Annotated in this window: 13 protein-coding genes; 6 read left to right on the top strand and 7 right to left on the bottom strand. The window is 66.6% G+C overall.

Going from position 1 to position 17174, the window contains the following annotated elements; all coding sequences use genetic code 11:
* Positions 1 to 184 precede the first annotated feature (184 nt).
* Positions 185 to 1324, bottom strand: a complete 1140-nt coding sequence (locus FAF44_RS43860; RefSeq protein ID WP_237109337.1) for a helix-turn-helix transcriptional regulator — start codon at positions 1322 to 1324, stop codon at positions 185 to 187.
* Between the two features lie 168 nt (positions 1325 to 1492).
* On the opposite strand from FAF44_RS43860, the gene FAF44_RS43865 reads away from it, so the two are divergent.
* Together FAF44_RS43865 and FAF44_RS43870 are read left to right on the top strand one after the other, a co-directional pair.
* Entirely contained in the window at positions 1493 to 1921 is a 429-nt protein-coding gene (locus tag FAF44_RS43865) for a hypothetical protein (RefSeq protein ID WP_237109338.1), read from the top strand.
* A 106-nt stretch (positions 1922 to 2027) separates the two neighbouring features.
* On the top strand, positions 2028 to 2294 hold the full coding sequence (locus tag FAF44_RS43870) for a hypothetical protein (RefSeq protein WP_237109339.1): 267 nt from the start codon (positions 2028 to 2030) through the stop codon (positions 2292 to 2294).
* A gap of 447 nt (positions 2295 to 2741) precedes the next feature.
* Here FAF44_RS43870 and FAF44_RS43875 read toward each other — a convergent pair whose 3' ends face one another.
* From FAF44_RS43875 to FAF44_RS43895, 5 genes are all read right to left on the bottom strand, one after another.
* Entirely contained in the window at positions 2742 to 3608 is an 867-nt protein-coding gene (locus FAF44_RS43875; protein ID WP_237109340.1) for an AraC family transcriptional regulator, read from the bottom strand.
* Between the two features lie 64 nt (positions 3609 to 3672).
* Positions 3673 to 4485 carry a phytanoyl-CoA dioxygenase family protein gene (locus FAF44_RS43880; RefSeq protein ID WP_237109341.1) on the bottom strand — a complete coding sequence of 271 codons (813 nt, stop codon included), beginning with the start codon at positions 4483 to 4485 and terminating at the stop codon, positions 3673 to 3675.
* 288 nt (positions 4486 to 4773) lie between these two features.
* Positions 4774 to 5895 carry a glycosyltransferase family 4 protein gene (locus tag FAF44_RS43885; RefSeq protein ID WP_237109342.1) on the bottom strand — a complete coding sequence of 374 codons (1122 nt, stop codon included), beginning with the start codon at positions 5893 to 5895 and terminating at the stop codon, positions 4774 to 4776.
* Positions 5896 to 5929: 34 nt separating this feature from the next.
* Entirely contained in the window at positions 5930 to 7249 is a 1320-nt protein-coding gene (locus tag FAF44_RS43890) for a hypothetical protein (protein ID WP_237109343.1), read from the bottom strand.
* A gap of 49 nt (positions 7250 to 7298) precedes the next feature.
* On the bottom strand, positions 7299 to 8555 hold the full coding sequence (locus FAF44_RS43895; RefSeq protein WP_237109344.1) for a nucleotide sugar dehydrogenase: 1257 nt from the start codon (positions 8553 to 8555) through the stop codon (positions 7299 to 7301).
* A gap of 66 nt (positions 8556 to 8621) precedes the next feature.
* Between FAF44_RS43895 and FAF44_RS43900 the strand changes: the two genes are divergently transcribed.
* A complete protein-coding gene (locus FAF44_RS43900) occupies positions 8622 to 9395 on the top strand; it encodes a glycosyltransferase family A protein (protein ID WP_237109345.1) in 774 nt (257 codons plus the stop codon).
* On the opposite strand, the gene FAF44_RS43905 is transcribed toward FAF44_RS43900, so the two are convergent.
* Positions 9392 to 10357: a TauD/TfdA family dioxygenase gene (locus FAF44_RS43905; protein WP_237109346.1), complete on the bottom strand. Its 966-nt coding sequence runs from the start codon at positions 10355 to 10357 to the stop codon at positions 9392 to 9394. The genes FAF44_RS43900 and FAF44_RS43905 overlap by 4 nt on opposite strands.
* A 415-nt stretch (positions 10358 to 10772) precedes the next feature.
* Here FAF44_RS43905 and FAF44_RS43910 point away from each other — a divergent pair, with 415 nt between their 5' ends.
* The 3 genes from FAF44_RS43910 (at position 10773) to FAF44_RS43920 (ending at position 16179) form a co-directional block, all read left to right on the top strand.
* The gene (locus FAF44_RS43910; protein WP_237109347.1) at positions 10773 to 12137 is read left to right on the top strand and encodes a helix-turn-helix transcriptional regulator; all 1365 of its coding nucleotides are present in this window, start codon (positions 10773 to 10775) and stop codon (positions 12135 to 12137) included.
* Between the two features lie 1217 nt (positions 12138 to 13354).
* Positions 13355 to 13741 carry an SSI family serine proteinase inhibitor gene (locus FAF44_RS43915; protein ID WP_272895854.1) on the top strand — a complete coding sequence of 129 codons (387 nt, stop codon included), beginning with the start codon at positions 13355 to 13357 and terminating at the stop codon, positions 13739 to 13741.
* A gap of 1349 nt (positions 13742 to 15090) precedes the next feature.
* Positions 15091 to 16179, top strand: a complete 1089-nt coding sequence (locus FAF44_RS43920; protein ID WP_237109348.1) for a BTAD domain-containing putative transcriptional regulator — start codon at positions 15091 to 15093, stop codon at positions 16177 to 16179.
* Positions 16180 to 17174: the final 995 nt, after the last annotated feature.

Raw genomic sequence — 17174 nt, forward strand, 5'->3', positions numbered from 1 at the left:
AGATGTGTATAAGAGACAGGGCCACGCTGACGGGGGTGGAGCGGCGGCGCTGGGGGAACAGGCGCTTCAGGGACGGGAATCGGCGGGGGAGGCGCAGCATGTCTGCCACGATGCCGGGCCGATGCCATGGCCGTGAAGAAGATCGGCAATCATCGGAGATCATCAGCCTGGCTTGTGTTCATCGTCATTGGCATGTGGCGCGGGCCGCGGATGCGGTCACCGTGTGGGTGTCGTGCGCCCGATGAGGCTGGTTGGCCAGAATGAGGGTCAGGCGTCCCGGCCCGGGGACCGGCCAGGTGCCCAGGGTTGTCCAGGTGCCGCGGTGGGCGTTCTGGTCGACGGTGACCGGTCCTGCGAGGTGCGGGGCGGTGGTGTCGTCGTCGTCGAGGTAGTAGTAGGCGGTGCCGGCCGAACGATGATCGTCGGCGATGAAGGCCTCGATGGTGCACCTGGCTTCAGGCCGGGTGTCGAAGTACCAGTTCACCAACTGGGTGGCATGGCCCAGTTCGGAAGTCACCTGCAGGAAGAGCGCCGTGCCGGTGCAGCCGTCTTTCCGCCAGCCGCCGCCGGCCGGTCTCCAGCCGGGGTCGGCGTAGGCCCATTCCGCTTCGCAGCCGAGACCGTGTACCGCGCTCCAGGTGCCGGCCTCCTTGCCGACAGGTGTGGCGAGGCTGGGTGAGGGAACGGAGGTCGTGGCCGGACTTGTGGCCTGGGTGAGCGCAGCGGCGGGTGCGGCAGGCGACGGCGGGGTCCCGGTGGGCCTGGGCCCGATGCCGGTGTCCATACCGCCAAGAGCGGACATCCCGGCTGTGAGGAGTATGGCGACCATTGGCACGACCGCCATCATGATCAGCCATCGGGGGAAAGTCTTGCGCGGCAAGAGCCTGTGGCCGCGGTCAGCCTCATGGCTCAGGACAGAGCTCTGCCCGGCTGCGGCGGGCTGTTCATCGGCGCCGTCGCCCTGGCCGATGGTGTGCTCGACGGGGTCTTCCCGTGGAGCCGCCGGCGTGGTTCTTCCGGCTGCCAGGGCCTGCGCACGACGCTCCAGCCAGGGTTGGGGATCGTCGACGCCGAGAGCTTGAACCAGCGCTCGCAGCACCCCCTCCGACGGAAGGCGGTGTCCCTGCAGCGCCTGGCCGATGACCGACTTGGAGTAGGGCGCGTGAGCGCGCCGGGTCCTGTCCGCCAACTCCCGCACCGACGGCGAGCCCTGCTGCTGATGCAGCGCCCGTAACTGGGCGATGAACGCGGCCGCCGGATCCTCCATCGCTTCCGGCTGGTGTCCATGTCCGGGCTCGGACACCGGGTCATCACGATCAGACACGCGCCTTTGCCCTCGTCTTCCCGCTCGTCAGCCGCTGTCCAGACCGGGCGAGTGTCCGGTTGTCGTCCGCATGTGCTGTCCAGCGGTGGTGGACACGGCGCCGGCCTGCCGACAGTGATCTCACGCCATCACGGCACACCATCTCATCCCTCCGACAGGAGTCATCCCGTGAGATCTTTTCAGCGCATCGCCGCCCTGGCCATCGCCGCAGCGGTCCTCGCCGTCCCTGCCCAGGCCGCGCTCGCCGGCACCCAGGCCACGCCGGAGCCCGTGAAGCTCACCTGCGTCGCCTGGGGCGGCGGCCTGCAGAACGAGAATTGGGACATCCTCGTCCAGCTCAACCCCGACGGGACCGCCACGTCGGCCGAGCAGCAAGGCGACGCCTACATGACCGGCATCGGCATCTTCTCGGTCCAGCGCACCGACCCGGCGAAGATCACCATCTCGGCTGACGGGCGGGAGCTGAAGTTCTACGGCACCAGCCTGATCAGCGCCGGCCTGGGCGACTTCAGCTACACCAACTCAGGCACGTGCAGGGCCACCTTCACCTTCCCCAACCCCGCCAAGGCGGTGGTCAACCTCACCCCCACGTCCTGACAGGGACCCACGCGCGTCGACATCGATCCGCCAGGTCAGATCCGCGTCCAGCATGGGCGCTTGATGAAGGAGGTATCAGACTGTGCACCGCAAGGAACAGCCGAATATGCCCAAGCGCACCGCCGCACTCCTGGCCGCAACCCTTGCGGCCGTCCTGATCGCATCCCCCGCGCAAGCCGACGAGGACTTGCCAGGCGACCAAGGAACCCCCCAGCCCGCCTACACCTGGTTCGGCCCCTTCCTCTACGAGTACGACTGCTACCAGGTACGGATCCCCCACCAGCAGGCGGGTTACCGCGTCGAACCATGTGTCGATCTCCGCCCGACGTGGGACAGCCGGCCGCAGTGGTACTTCAAGCGATGGAGTTTCTGACCGACCCAGCTAACAGATCAGGCCAAGCCCATACATCAGCAGCCACAGGGCTTGGCCTGACGGCAGCGGCCCTCACGTCGGCCGGCGGGCACGACTGCCCGCCGGTGCCGCGCCGCGACAAGTACCCCGCGGCCGCGGCGGCCTTGCCCCCAGCCGCGCTCATAGGTCGTGAAGAACGGTGTCGGCGGGGTCGCCGAAGAGCGGGCCGGGAGTGGCGAGCAGCTGGTCACAGCCTCGGTGCGCGTGGCGGCACGGTCCACGCCGAGCGAAGCTCGCCGAGCGCGGCAACGAACTGATACTCCCAGCCGGGGATGGTCTTGCGGGTGCGCGAGTTCCAGCTCAAACAGATCCTCGATGATCACAGGGCGCTCCAGGGACGTCGCACGCCTCGGTACAGAGATGCTCCAAGATCACCACCGGCTTTGCAACCGTCAGGTGCTGCCCAGTTCAGCCGTGCTCGGGTTCCACCGGGAGCCACAGTTCGGCGTGGGCCCCGGTCTTCTCCGGCGACAGGTGGGTGCGCAGGATCTCGGGGCCGGTGCGGGTGCGGTACGGGTTCGACGGAAACCACTCGGTGAACACGTCCCGCCACAACTCCTGGATGGCCTGCGGTGCCGGCCTGGAGGTGGTGAAGACCACCCAGGTGCCGGCCGGGACGGCCAACGTGGTCGTGCCCTCCGGGGCGTCCGCGGACGTGATCACGCCGTGGTGGAAGTCGAGTTCGGTGCCCTCGGCGCGGCTTGGGTCCAGGCCGTCGCAGACCGCGACGATGCCGTGCGGCTCCTGGTCCGACAGCTTCTCCAGGTTCGCCAGAGCCCGCGGGTCGGTCCCACGGACAAAGTCCACGATCGCCTGGTTTGGGCCCGCGTGCACCAGCGGTACCTGGGTCTTGAACCCGACCACGGTGAAGTCCGCCCTGTCCACGACGCGATATTGCATATTGCTGCTCCCTTCGATGGTGAGGCGGAAGGACATCCGGGACTGGGAGTTGAGTGCGGCTCCGGTACGCCGGGCCTGGCCCGGTCCGATGCCGTGCATGGCATGGAACGCCCGCGCGAACGCCTCACCGGAGCTGTAGCCGTAGCGGACCGCGATGTCCAGCAGCGTCTCACGTCCCGCGAGTACGTCGGCGCCAGCGACGGTGAGCCGGCGGCGCCGGACGTACTCCGACAGCGGCATGCCCGCGAGCGCGGAGAACATCCGGCGCAGGTGGTGCTCCGAGGTGGCCGCGATGCGGGCCAGCTCCTTCACCTCGACAGGCTGGTCGAGATGACGTTCGATGTGCTCCATGGCCTGGTTCAGCCGCTCCAGCATGCCCGGCGGCCCCTTCCTCATCCCACGTCACGAGCATCTTGCCGACGATAGTCGTGAAGCACGTCTACCCGGCGCTGTGGTCGGTGCCGTGCCCGTCCGGACCGGGGGCGTCCCGTCCCAGGCCCCGGCGGATCGCGATCTCCACGGGCGAGTACGCGCCGTCGGCCCGCTCCAGTTCGTACGGCGCGGCCGGCATCAGCGGCGGCTGGGCCATGAAGCGCGGCCGCACCCCGTGGTGCGGTTGCGCCGCGTGCACCAGGAACGGATGGCACAGGAAGACGTCACCCGGGGACCCGGTGGCAAGGGCGAGCGGCCGGTGGTCGGACGCCGCCACCAGATCGGGCGCGAGGCTCAGCCCGTCCGTCCCGTCCTCCCCGTACTTCTCCAGCACCTTCGGCACGTCGAGGTGTGAGCCGACCCGGATCCGGGTCGGGGCGTCCTCCTCACCGACCTCGCTGAACAGGAACAGCATCAGCAGTGCCCGCCCCCGGGAGCGCAGATTCGTGAAGTACCAGCTCTCGCCCTCCGGCAGATAGCTCCCCTCGATGTGCCAGCCCGCGTCGCCGGGCTCCTCCTCGTGCGGGAAGCGCAGCGGGAACGTGCCCAGCGAGTAACGCGGCTCCCAGCGTCCCGCGCCGACGAGCAGGTCGTACGCGTGCTGCAGGAACGGGGAGTTGGGTGCGGCGGCGAATGGTCCCTGCGCCATGCCGTCCACCCAGTGCACGGGCTGTGTCCACGTCGACGGGTCGTCCGGGTCGCAGCCCGTCTCCCGCCACAGCAGCCGCGCGCAGTCCGCGGCCACCCGCGGCGCGACGGCGCCCTCCAAGTTCACGAAGCCGTCACGGAGGAAACGGGATACCAAGGTCGTGTCATCCATGCCCCCATCGTGCGGCGAAGCCGGCCCCGATCACCCGACATTTTCCGCACCGCCTGTGTCGGGTACGAGGACGGGCGTGTGGTCCCCGGTCACGCCGCCCGCTTGAGCTCGCCATATGCACCGCGCTGCAGAAACTGCATCAGCGGGCACAAGGCGTCGACCCGAACGACTGCGAGCCTGAGGGAATCTGCCGCATCCTGTCCACCGCGTAAGCCTTCGGCTGGTGACGTCTCCCTGCACTGCGGCGCAATTTGCCCTGACGTCGCGGGCCGGCAGCAGTGGGATGGATCAGGTGAGTGTGGCGGAGGTGACCTCGGCGGTCAGGTCGGCCAACTTCCTGGCGGTGTCGGTGATGTCGTACCGGCGGGAGTTGTCCAGCCCGGTGCGGATCAGGGTTTTGCGCCAGTGCACGTCGCGGGCCAGTTTGTCGAGCGCGGAGGCCAGGCTCGTTGGGTCACCCGCCGTGAACGGGGTACCGGCGTGGCCCAGGGTCTCCGCCATCCCGGCGATGTTGGAGTAGGCGACGGGGAGGCTGTGGGCCTGCGCCTCGATGGCCACGAGGCCGAACGCCTCCGAGTCGGAGGTCGTGAAAACGAAGGCATCGAACTCGGGGAGGCGCTGCCACAGTTCCTGGCGGGGCAGGAACGGCGCAAACGCCACCCGGTTCTGGATGCCGAGGGAGCGGGCCCGCTCGCGAAGCGCTTGCTCCTCGGGGCCGCTGCCGATGATGGTCAGCCGGTGTGGCTGACCGGCCAGCGCGATGGCCTCGATGGCGGTGATCGTGGACTTGTTGGCATCCAGACGACCGGCGTGCACCAACGATAGCGGTCCGGTTCCGATCGGCCGTTGATCGCTTGCCCGGGCATCGCGCAACGGGATACCCCATGGGATGACGGTGAGGCGATCGGTGAATCGGCGTCCGGTGAGATGGTCGATTCGGTCGGCAAGGGTGGAGGTCGGGGCGACGATCGCGGCGCTTGCGGCGGCAACTTCACGCAGAAGCTCGCATTCCCATGCGCTGCGCTCGGCCGCCATCACGTCGGGGCCGTGGGCGATGGCGATGATCGGGATGTTGCCGGCGGCTCGGGTGAAGGCCAGGCTGAGAGCGAACCCAAGGTGCTGGGCGTGAAGGGCATTCGGCTGGGTCTTCTCGATGAGCGCACCGACCTCGCGCGTCAACTCGTCGACGTAGGGGTCGAAGTCCGGGCCGTGGGGGCGTTTCGTCGTGGAGAGGGTGATCAGCTGATCGAACGCGGCCTTCCATGCCTGATCGACCGGTGCCCTGCCCAGGAAGATCGTGTGAATGTCGGGCATCGCGCCGTAGAGATCGTGGACGAGGATCGTGCTTCCGGACGAAGGTGCGGCGATGCGGTTGATGCCGGTCAGGATGGTCAGGAGCTTGGCGGTCATGCAGAACTCCATCCATGTATAACTGTCGGGGGAATCAGAGATCGGGCGCGGAGGGCTGACTCATTTCGCGCTGGCGGGGAGGCGCCCACCACGAGGCCAGGTGCGGCGTGATGGCAGCCTGGACCTCCTCGGCCGGATGTAAATAGCCCTTTTCGCCTCTTTTCGCCGTCCACACTCTTATTGACGCTCGGGGGTAGGCGGGATGGATTCCGATCTCCCCCTTGGGAAGAATTCCGTTGAAGGGGGTAGGTATCCCCTCGTTGTTCCAGTAGTCCCATGCCTCAAGAGCCTTTGCCTTCTCGAAGCAGTGATAGAGCTGCCGATAGCGCGGCATGTACCGGATCTCGCGGAAGACCATCTGGCCGATCAGCCCAGGCGCGGCGTTCCGGAGCGTGTTGAGATCAGCGCCCAGGAAGGTGACCGACGCTGCGTCCTGGGACGGGTGCAGCGCAGTCCGGGCGAACAGGTGCGACAGCCTTCGCCGAACGTACTCGGCGACTCCCGGACCGAGAGACGGTTCGATGCCTTCGATGAGCTGGACGAGCCGGTGATACCGCGGATTGAAACGGGCCAGATCGAACAACTGGTCCATGCCGTCCACCGCGGCGAAGGCGAGTCGCTTGTAGAGCCAGTTGTTCAGCTCTCCCGACTGGGCATAAGTCTTGGTCTCCGGAGTGACGGAGTGAAGCATCAGATACTCCGACAGCACCTCGAAGTACAGGTATCCGAGGAACGGCACGTGGGCCACCGCTTCGGACAGTTGGTCGATGAACTCGGGTGCCGGAGTGGCATGGCCGGTGGCGTTGCGCAGGGCGACGTCGAGGAACACGGCTGCGGAGCGCAGCCCGGTCAGCACTGCGTGGTCGAGCTGGTCGTTCTCGGCCAGGGTCAGGAAGCTCTGGTAGCGCTCGTAGATGCGCAGGTGGATGGCACCGAGATGCAGGTAGTCGATGCCCTTGGGCCGGATCGGGGCGTCCGGGATGACCTCGAAGACCATCGGCGTGGTGGAAGGTTTCGTCCGCATCAGGTAAGCGCCGAGGTTATGGGGGCGCAGTCCCTCACGCTGATTGACGAGAGGCGAGCAGTACAGGGCTCCGACCAGGCAGCCGGTGGAGACGTGCAACTGCCGGCTGATGCGGATGGCGTCGATGTCCTTCGTGGTGTGCAGCAGGTACATGGGCCGGCCGCTGACGAGCGCTTCGGTCATCGCGCTGTGTTGGATCAGCCAGCCGTTGGGGGTGCCGCCTTCCAGGTAGTGGCGCCAGTCGCCCTCGCTTTCGGCCAGCGAGGCAGGGGCCGGGCGCTGCGCGGGCCGGGTGTAGTCCGTGTGTGCGTGCTCCCATTCGTCGCGCAAGGGAACTCCTGGGGTTGAAGTCAGCGGCGGGCCTGGGGGAGTTCGGGAGCTACAGGGTCTCGACGTTCGCTCCGGACAGGCGGTTTCGGCAGTCGAACACGTATAGCGCGTGCTTCTCGATCATCGCGAGGTCGAACCGGGTGTGGTCCATGAGGAGCACCACGGCATCGGCGGCGGCTACCTCCTGCGGGCTGGCATCGACCAGGGGCACGTTCAGCGTGCTGGTGTCGCTCTCCGGGACGTTCGGGTCGGCGCCGTAGACCTCGGCGCCGAGGCCGGTGAGGAGTTCGGCGACCCGCGCGGAAGGGGAGTTGCGGAGGTCGGTGGCGTTGTACTTGTAGGTCAGGCCGAGCAGCAGGACGCGAGATCCCTTGACGGGCCGGCCGCGCTTGGCAAGGCCGTCCACGACGCGCTGGACGACGTAGTCGGGCATGTGTCGGTTCACGTCGTCGGCGAGTCCTATGAACCGGAAGGGGACCATCAGCTCCTGCTCGACCTTCCAGGCGAGGAATAGCGGATCGACGGGCAGGCAGTGTCCGCCGACTCCTGGCCCCGGGGTGAACCGCGTGAAGCCGAAGGGCTTGGTCGCGGCGGCGTCGATCGCCTCCCAGACGTTCACGCCGAGGGGCGCCGCCAGCGTCGCCAGCTCATTCACGAGCGAGATGTTGACCAGCCTGAAGGTGTTCTCCAGCAGCTTCGCCAGCTCGGCGACCTTGGGCCCGGACACGGGGACCGTGGTTTGGAAGATGCCGTCGTAGAAGCCCTTGATCACTTCGAGAGACGTGGCGTCGATCCCGGACACCACCTTCGGCGTCCCGTCGAATGACCAGCGCTTGTTCCCCGGCGCGATGCGTTCGGGACTGAACCCGGCCAGGAAGTCCTCCCCGGCCCGGAGGCCCGACGTCTTCTCCAGGATCGGCAGCAGCAGTTCCTCGGTGCAGCCGGGATAAGTCGTGCTCTCCAGGACCACGGTCGTGCCGGGGCGGACGTATGCGCCAAGGGTCCGGGCGCAGGTCTCGATGTAGGTCAGGTCGGGCACGCCGTCCCGCAGCGGGGTCGGCACGGTGATCACAGCGATGTCGAAACCGGCCAGCGCGGCAGCGTCGGTGGTCCCGGAGTACGCGCCGGAGTCCAGTACGGCGCGCAGCCGCGCGGAGGTCACGTCCTCGACGTAGGAGTGGCCGACGGCGAGCTTCTGGACCCGGTGAGCGTCCACGTCGTAGCCGATCACGCGATGCCCCACCTCGGCTGCGCGTACGGCCAGCGGGAGCCCTACATAGCCCTGACCAGCGACGACTACCTGCATGTCAGCTCCTCTTCGGTTGCGGTGCTTGAATGGACCGTCGTTCCTGATCTGGCAAGGAGATGTGCTGTGCCCCTGGTGTCTGTGGTGATGCCCGTGTACAACTCGGCGGCCACGCTCGGCGCGGCTGTCCGATCGGTGCTCACGCAGACTCACAGCGATCTGGAGCTGCTGGTCGTCGATGACCAGTCCTCCGACGGGTCCATGGATCTGCTTCGCGAGTTCGCCGAGCATGATGAGCGCCTTCTGCCGGAGTCGGCACCCGAACGGGGCGGTGCGGGCCGGGCCCGCAACCTCGCGATCGAGCGGGCCCGCGGGGACTACATCGCGTTCCTCGACTCCGACGACATGTGGTTGCCGGAGAAGACCGAGAAGCAGCTCGCCTTCGCCGCAGAAGGCGATGCGCCGTTGACGTTCACCTCGTACTTCAAGATGGACGCCGACTACGCCGGCGAGAGCACAAACTGGGTTCCGAACGGGCGAGTGATCCGTGCGCGAGAGCACGTGGACTACCGCGCGATGCTGGTTCAGGACCACATCGGTGCTCTCACCGCCATGTACGACCGCAACGTCCTGGGCACGAGACTGATGCCGGCGATGCGCAAGCGCCAGGACTACGCCCTCTGGCTGTCGATCATGCGGGACGGCGCTGACGCCCGGGGTCTGGCTGAGCCGCTTGCGGTGTACCGGGCCCACCAGACGGGATCGCTCTCCTCCAACAAGATGTCCTTGGTCAAGTACAACTGGGCCCTGTACCGCGAACACGAGCATCTGTCGGTCCCGCGGGCGACGCGGGCGCTGGTTGGCGCCGTGTGGCAGTCGCTGCGCAACTCGCGCATCTAGCCTCGTACGCCGGTGCCGTCGCCCGGTTGCGCGGCCGATCCGGTTCCGGCCGGCGCGCGTAGAAACATCTGGAGGAGTAGCCGCCGGTCGGCGACCGGAATGGTCTCCTGACCGCTGTGGAGCGCCTCCCGGCCGTGAAAGAAGCGGCGCTGGTTCACGATGAGGTAGTCCCCGGGCCGGAGCATGAAGGAGACCTGGCCCCGGACAAGCTCCTCGGCGAGTTCCCTGGCGGCTTCGGCGTGCGCCTGGCCGAGCTCGGACCTCACCAGCATCTTGGCGGTGAACCGGACGAACTCCCCGTCCGGGTCGGAGCCGTCCAGGATCGGGAAGGGCTTGTACTCCTCGCCGACGCCGTGCAGGTCGAAGAAGGTCCCGTAGTGGTAGGCCGACTCCGCCAGTAGGGCGCGGCAGTCCTCCGACAGCCGTGCCACCGCTGCGTGGGCGTCGGAGAGGATGCTGGGGCCGCCGCCGAGCGGGTCGGGGCGGACACACAGGAGCGTGGTGTAGTCCGGGGGCTGGGTCGCGTTCACCAGGTCCATGTGGAACGCGTTGTACCCGATGCCGCTGGACTTGCCGGGGTCCTTGTCGACCTTGACCCCGATGTCCTTCCAGAGCGGCCACCGCGGGAACGGCGAGAAGGGGACGGCCACCTCGGCCGCGAAGGCCGTCGCCAGCCGCAGAAACCGGTCGTCGTCGGTCCCCAGCGCCTTGGCGAGGTTTCCCAGGCGCAGCACGGCGTATCCGCCGCCCTCTCCGGTCAGCGCCTGGCGCAGCGTCGCGGCGGTCTCCTTGACCAGCGGCACGGACTCCATCTGCGCCTGGTACCGCTTGAGAGTGGCATCCGCCAGGAAGGAACCAGCCATGTCCCAAGCGGGCAACGCACCTCCGATCTCGATCAGAGCGGCTTCGAGATCCTTCGACACGTTGATGAAGGCCGGCGGCCTGGAGCAGGGTTGGATCATGCTGTACTCCTTGGGTTGACGAGACAGTGCGTGGTGCTGGGGCCACTTCCCCTTCCTTCAGTTAGGCCGGATGGTGTCGGTGGTGCTTCCCGGTGGTCTCGCCGGGAGCCTTGGGCTGGCTGCTCCTGCGCGATGGTCTGCGTGGGGCAGCCGTGCTCCTCCACTGGTGAGAGCCCCCCGGACTGCTTCGGTTCGGGGCTGTCCTGGCAGTTACGCGTCGGAGGAGTCATTGCGAGTGCAGTTGCTTGAGCCCCACGCTGACGCAGGCTGCGGCCGGCGGATAGACCTGGCGACGTTGCTGATCGCTGCGCCGCAGCGCAACGGAGAGCAACGACAGTTCACCTGACCGCGAGTCGGGGCGCCGTTATGATGCACGCACCGCACGTGTTTATGATCGCGCGCAGCGGAGGCGTTGATGAACGTCAGCTCCCAACCCGCAAGTGCCGGCGAAGTCCGCGGCTACCTGCTCCGTCGCGCCCGTGAAGTCCGTGGCTGGAGTCAATCGGAGATGGCTCGTCGTCTCCGCGAAGCGGGCACGGGCCGCTATGCGGTGAGCACCAGGCGAGACGGCGTCTGGTACTGGGAACATGGGCGAATTCCGGACAAACCCACCCAGATGCTCATCGCTGACATCCTTGGTATTCCACCGGAGACGGTTGATGAGAGACCATGGCCTGAGTGGTTGTCCGAGGACCCCGTTCAACGGCCTGCACCACGATCATGGACGCTCCTCGGCGCCGCTCAGTCTCTGAACGAGGTTGCAGGGGGTGCGGTGGACGTCACACGAAGAGAACTCGTCCTGATCTCCGGCGGAGCTCTCACCGCTTCGCTGTTCGCCTGGATCACCGCCGACCCCGTCGCCGCCGGGCAGATCACCACGGGGCAGCGGATCGGTGATGCTGCCCTCTCGCGTCTCGAAGAGCGCGCGAAAGTGCTGCGCCGCATGGACGACGCTGACGGAGGCGGAATCATCCTGAGCGAGACCGCCAGTGCCCTAGCCCTGGCAACCGGCCTGCTGCGTGAACGTACTTACAGCGATGCCCACGGGTCCCGCCTGTACGCCGTCGCTTCCGACCTGGCACGCCAGCGTGCCGCAGCCCTTTTCGATGTGCGAGGAGAGTGCGCTGACGGCGCCTTCGAAACCGCGTTGCGAGCGGCTCATATCGCCGGCGACAACGCGCTGGGCGCCAACTGCTTGGCTTTCTGGACGGTGTCGGCCTACAACTCCGGCCGGCTGCACGACGCCGAGTCCATGGCCACGGCCGCGCTCGCCGCTGTCCGTGGCCGGACAACGCCACGTATCGAAGCGATGCTGACGTCCCGGCGAGCGCGAGCGCGGGCACATCTCAACGACCACCGGTGCTGGGCGGACTTTGACGACGCCGAAGAACTCCTCGCGCAAGCTGACGGCCACGATGACCCGGACTGGGTTTACTGGTTCGACCAGGCTGAGCTTCTTGGCGCACGGGCCTCCAGCCTTCGCGACATGGGACAGCCCGAGCCCGCCGAGACCACTTTCGCGCAAGCCCAGGCCTTGTTCGCTCCGTCGTGGCTGCGCACCCGCGCGCTCTACCTGACCCGCCAGGCGGACGTGCAGTTCGAACAGGGCCACATCGAGCAAGCCTGCGCTACGGCAGGCGAGGCGCTGGACCTGACGGAGGCGATCAGCTCTCACCGCTCCACAGCGCCGTTGCTCGACCTTGCCGACCGGCTCAATGCCTACGCTGTGCCGGAGGCGCGAGACTTCTGCGAACGGGTACGAACGGTCCTCGCAGCATGAGATTACGCTCCTTTGAGGAGCGAGATCACTCCAGGAACCTCACCCGATCTGCGACAACCACACACCAGGGGTTGGGCTGTGCCCAGCGCAGGTCATCCCTAAGATCAATCGCCTACGCCTTCCAAGGCACCCTCCTCCCGAGCATGGCTCCAGCCCCAAAGTGGAGTGATCGTTGCGGGTTACCCAAGGTGAGGGCAAAGGACCGGGGCGCTCGCCGGTGCTGGCGTCGAGGACGGAGGTTCGGCTCGACGGTCGGGGCGGTGAGTCAGTCCAAGAGTCCGTGGCATGCGATGTTGCGCAGCAGGAACTCGCGTTTGTGGGGCGGGAACAACTCGTCGCACCTCATGGCGAGAAGTGACGGGCTCCTACTGTGCCGGGAGGCGTCCGGAGAGGACGGGCGTCGATCTCTCGGTGCGTGCTTTTCGCGCGGGCTCGGCTGTGGAGCGTGGCGGTCAACTGCGGGACCTGCCGGGGGTCGTGGGCGTCGGAGTTCGGAATGACCGTGCGACTCACGGATGCGTGCACGGTTTCTGGCCGCACTGACGTGCTTGGTACTGCCCCTGCTGTCGTCTCTTTCCGCGGTTCTTTCGTGGGGGAAGGCTAGTGACACCGGTGCCGAGGAGGCGGACGAGGCGCTTGACCTGTGCCAGGGCTGAGAAGGCGTAGCGACAGCGTTGCCGGTGATGTCTCGCCGAGCGCCTGCGGCTTGATGTGAAGAGTCCCGCTGGGTATTGGGCTTGATTGTGCCGCTCAAGGCGATCGCGGCGGCTACGGCGGCGGCAGCTCCACCCACTGCCAGCAAGGTCCTGGCGTACGCTCGTCCACGCGATCGTCCACCCTTTTCGGGCATTCCGGCCCCCTGATGCTCTTGATCGTTACGGTGCGTAGCGTACCTATGGCGCTTCGGGGGCTCTGCGGCTTTGATCTTCCCTTGATGATTCATGGCGTTACGTTTCATGTGGTTCGAGTGGCTGCTCCCCTGTAGGGGTCACTGTTCTAGCGACTGTCGGGCTGAGGCTGGGCTTCTTCCGGCGCTGCCGCCCTGGCAGCGTTTCGCATCGCGGTGCGGGGTTGCAGTTTGCGTTTCCGCCCTGTGGAGTGGTGCCTCGCTTGGGGGTGGTCGTGTCTCATGAGGCTTGCCGACCGGATACGAGACAGAGGAATATGTCTTACGGTAGCGTGACGACTACTTTAAGTCGCCAAGGTTTGGAGTGTCGATGCGCCTGCCCCTGCTGGTCGCCGGTGCCGGTCTTAGTGTTGGACTCGTTCTCGCATCTCTACCGGCTTACGGTGCTGCCCGGGTGAACGGTGTCTTCCTCGCGGTCTCGGCGCATGGCGGGAACACGATGAGGGCGGTCGGCCTGCAGTGTCCAGGGGTGACGCGGGGGCACCCGTACGGTGAGGTGGCCTGTGCTGTGATCGATGCCGTGGACGGCGATTTCGATCGTCTTCCTGGCAACCCACGCCGCCGCTGCAGCGAGGAGCAGGCGCCGGTCACGGCGACGATGGGCGGGCTGTGGCAGAACCGGAATATCGGATGGCACAAGACCTTCCGCAACGCGTGTGTGCTTTATGCCGAGACGGGCCCGGTCTTCCGCTTCTGAACAAAATTCATGGGCACCCATCGATCAGCATGGGTGATCTGAACGCCTCCGCTGCGCATGCCTCGTGGTAACGGAATACAACTCCCGATCGTGTTCGCTATGCCGGACAATTAGCGGCATCTTCTCGGCGTCGTGGACCGTATCTGGGATGGGATCCATCGTCGGGCAAGATGCTGATGCCCCCCGCCTGTGGACCTGGTGGTTGCTTGCCCGACATAACGGCGGGCCCCCGATGAGCCGACCTCTAGAGGGGGTTTGTCCTGTCCGGTACCCCTCAAGGCGTTCGTCTCCTTTGCGAGCGATGTGTAATACCGGTTCGGCTGCATTCGTTTGCTGTGACGTGCTTGCCGGATGTTTGTTCCTCTGGCTTCGGAGGCATGTAGCGATCCTGGATCTGAGCGCGTGAGAACCAGCGCAATCACCGCGCCTGCGGCGAGGTTTCTGTTGCCCCTTATATATTGGTTGTCAGTCGTGAGCCTAACTAGGTGCCACCCAAGTGCTGGAATGATGCCGAGAATTCAAAGGTGCGGCACGATGCCATGTCTTGGTGATCTTTATTCTCTTCCCGTGGCGTGGCACGGAGGGCGTGGTGGTAAATCGGCTGACGTAGCCAAACCCTCTGGAGGATCCTGGTGCTTCAGGAATGTCTTCCACGTGTCTGGAAGTGCGAAGATTCCGGGTTTCTGGGTGGAATGACCATCGCAGGGGCGCTCGTGGTCGCTTTGCTGGGTGGCCCAAGCGTGGCTTTGGCGCGTGTGGAGCCGTATTGTCCGTCGGAGTATGTCCCGGAGCAGGGACACCAGGTGTTTGACATCGAGAAGCTGTGCGTCCTGGTGCAGAAGGACCTGGCAGAGGGCCGGGGACTGCAATTCGGACAGCGGCTGGAAGATTCCCGACGCGTGCCGGTGAGGCCGACGCTGTCTCCGCGGCCCCGGGTACGTTCGACGCCGAAGGACTCGCCTCCCAGACCGAAGCCGAAGCTGTCCACGCCTGCGCCTGCTGTGCGCCCGCCTGTGGTGATGGCGGAACGAAGGGTAGCCGAGCCGCGCGAACTACAGGAGACGGCTCGTCGACCGGATCGCCCGTTGAAACTGGCCCCGCGCCGAGGCGACAACACCAGAAGCGTTGAACACCGACACGGTCAAGCCAAGGACGCACGCTCGCCTCGGCGTGATCCGCGACGGCGTCCGACCACAGCGCCATCACCCTCTCCGTCGCTATCACCGTCGACATCTCGGCCCTCACCGCTGCCCATGACAACTGGCGGTGCAGACCATGGGACGGGGCACCGTTTCGGGGCTTCGTCTGGGGTGAGGCCGTCGCTTGACTCTGCGCTGGGGTTCGGGCTGATGGTCATGCTGCTCGCGGCCGTGCTGATCGTCCGCCGCCGTGCTCGGCCGGGCATCGGGGTTGCGGGCTCTTCAGCCGGGCTTCCTGCCGGGCGTTGTGGTGGCCGGGGAGACGGCGACATGGTGGCTTCTCCCTTCACGAAGACGCCTGAGATCGACACCGCCGCAGCGGGGCTCGTTGCCGGCTCCCGCACCAAGAAGGCAGAAGAGCACGCCCAAGAGAAGGCGGAAGTCGATGAGCCTCGATTGGGCGGTAAGACTGCGGTGGCCACTGGCGAGACGGGCATCGCTGGCCCAGGGCACGCGGCAGTAGCCTCTTCCGCAATGCTGATGGCGTCCGGCTTCGTGGAGGTGCGCGGTAAGGCGAAGGCCGAGGTGCTGGGCGTGCCGCGGTTGTCGTACGGCGGGACTGAGCTGTCTTTCGGCCGGGCGGAGGCATCCGACCTGTTCGCGTTGTTGTCGACGTCTCCGGAAGGACTGTCGACGCAGAACATCCTCGACACTCTGTGGCCGGACGATGATGCCCGTGGTCGCCGCTTGTTGGAGTCGGCGGTCAGGCAGCTCAACCAGGTGATGCGGCAGGCGTCTGGCCTTGCGGTGGAGGTGAAATTCGTGCTGAAGACGCGCCAGCGGCGCCACCTGGCGGCGGCCCATTTCGATGTGGACTATTGGCGATTCGAGAAGGCTTTCATCGGAGCGGGCAGTGCGGCAGAGGAGTCGGCTCGGCTGGCCGCCTTGCAAGAGATGCTGGCCTTGTATCAGGGGCCGTTGCTGGCCGGGCGTGATGCGCTGTGGGTGCTTCCGCTGCGGCAGGCCGCTCAGCGGCAGGCTGTTGATGCAGCGGAGCGGTTGGCCGAACTGGTGCGGGTGGGCGATCCGGATCGCGCGTTGGATGTATTGCGCTTGGCGGTGGAGCGCATCGATCCGTACAGCGAGATGCTGTGGTGCCAGTTGATGACGGTCCAGGGTGAGCTGGGCCGTCAGCTTGCCGTACGACGTTCGTTCGGGCTGTTGCAGGAGCGGCTAGCGGAGATCGACGCGGTGCCGAGCCGGCAGGCACGGCAGATCTTTGAGCGCTTCGTCCGTTAGCCGGTGACTGCTATGCCCCGCGTTTTCCGACGTCCGAAAAACGCGGGGCATAGCAGGGCGTACGGGTGGTCATGGGGGAGGTGGCGGGACCGCTTCCGGCTGGAGACACGAGCCAGGCAAGGCGGCAGACGGGTGGGTGATTCCGGATGGGGGTGTGGGCTTGACGCCTGGGGTGCAGGTGGGTGTTGATACCGGTCCGCCCGTCCGGCCGGGGAGGGGTGCCGGGCGGTCGGACCTGGGTGGGTTCGCCTCGTGTCGGGGGCGAGGCGAACCCACTCCTGGGGCCGGGAGAGGGTCGCGTCAATCTTGGTTCCCGTGCGCGCTGTCGGGGGATGGGCGGCGGTGGAGGTATGTCGGATGGGGGCAGATTTGCCTGCCGGAAATAGGGGTGGCGTTCCCTCTGGCGGTTAAGGCCGCTATCTCGCACGGGTGTTGTTTTCGCAGGTCTTCCCGGTTTCGGACAGTGCGGTGTGCGGCCCGACTCGTCTAAAGACGAGTCCTTTGAATATGTGTGCGTGGATGTTTTTGTGGCCTGGCTGTGCTACATGGTTCCCTCTCCGTTCCTCGTTCTGTTCGTCTCCTTCCTGTCAGCAGTATTGACCGGCCGGCGGCTGGGCCGCGGGCCGGCCCCTGAGCTTGGTCTCGCCGTGAGCGGCGAGCAGTGTCTTTGGCGTTGAGCAGTCGCATGGTGTCTGACGTGCGGACTGGCGACACTTCCGGGGTTCGTGCGCTGTCGGGCCGAGTGCCGGCGCGCGGGCCGGGGAAACGCCCGGAAACTTACCTTATGGCCGTGAGATAAAAGTCCCGACGCCACCGGCTACGGGTTCGCTGACGTGAACTGACCGGCCGGGGAACGCTACGGCCCCGGGTGTCGCCGTGGGGGCGGTGCCGGGGCCGTGCGGTTGGGCGGGCGGGGTTAGGTGGTGGCGGGCGTGTCGGCGTTCTCAGGCGCGTTCATGCCGTCTGAGTCGTCTGAGCCGTTTGGCGCGGTGGGG

It is taken from the genome of Nonomuraea sp. MG754425 (assembly GCF_021699195.1).
GTDB lineage: Bacteria > Actinomycetota > Actinomycetes > Streptosporangiales > Streptosporangiaceae > Nonomuraea.

Excerpts from the sequence above, each read along its gene's own strand:
- FAF44_RS43870 (WP_237109339.1), top strand. The coding sequence starts at position 2,028 with ATGCCCAAGCGCACCGCCGCACTCCTGGCCGCAACCCTTGCGGCCGTC.
- FAF44_RS43875 (WP_237109340.1), bottom strand. The coding sequence starts at position 3,608 with ATGCTGGAGCGGCTGAACCAGGCCATGGAGCACATCGAACGTCATCTC.
- FAF44_RS43880 (WP_237109341.1), bottom strand. The coding sequence starts at position 4,485 with ATGGATGACACGACCTTGGTATCCCGTTTCCTCCGTGACGGCTTCGTG.
- FAF44_RS43885 (WP_237109342.1), bottom strand. The coding sequence starts at position 5,895 with ATGACCGCCAAGCTCCTGACCATCCTGACCGGCATCAACCGCATCGCC.
- FAF44_RS43895 (WP_237109344.1), bottom strand. The coding sequence starts at position 8,555 with ATGCAGGTAGTCGTCGCTGGTCAGGGCTATGTAGGGCTCCCGCTGGCC.
- FAF44_RS43905 (WP_237109346.1), bottom strand. The coding sequence starts at position 10,357 with ATGATCCAACCCTGCTCCAGGCCGCCGGCCTTCATCAACGTGTCGAAG.
- FAF44_RS43910 (WP_237109347.1), top strand. The coding sequence starts at position 10,773 with ATGAACGTCAGCTCCCAACCCGCAAGTGCCGGCGAAGTCCGCGGCTAC.
- FAF44_RS43915 (WP_272895854.1), top strand. The coding sequence starts at position 13,355 with ATGCGCCTGCCCCTGCTGGTCGCCGGTGCCGGTCTTAGTGTTGGACTC.
- FAF44_RS43920 (WP_237109348.1), top strand. The coding sequence starts at position 15,091 with ATGGTCATGCTGCTCGCGGCCGTGCTGATCGTCCGCCGCCGTGCTCGG.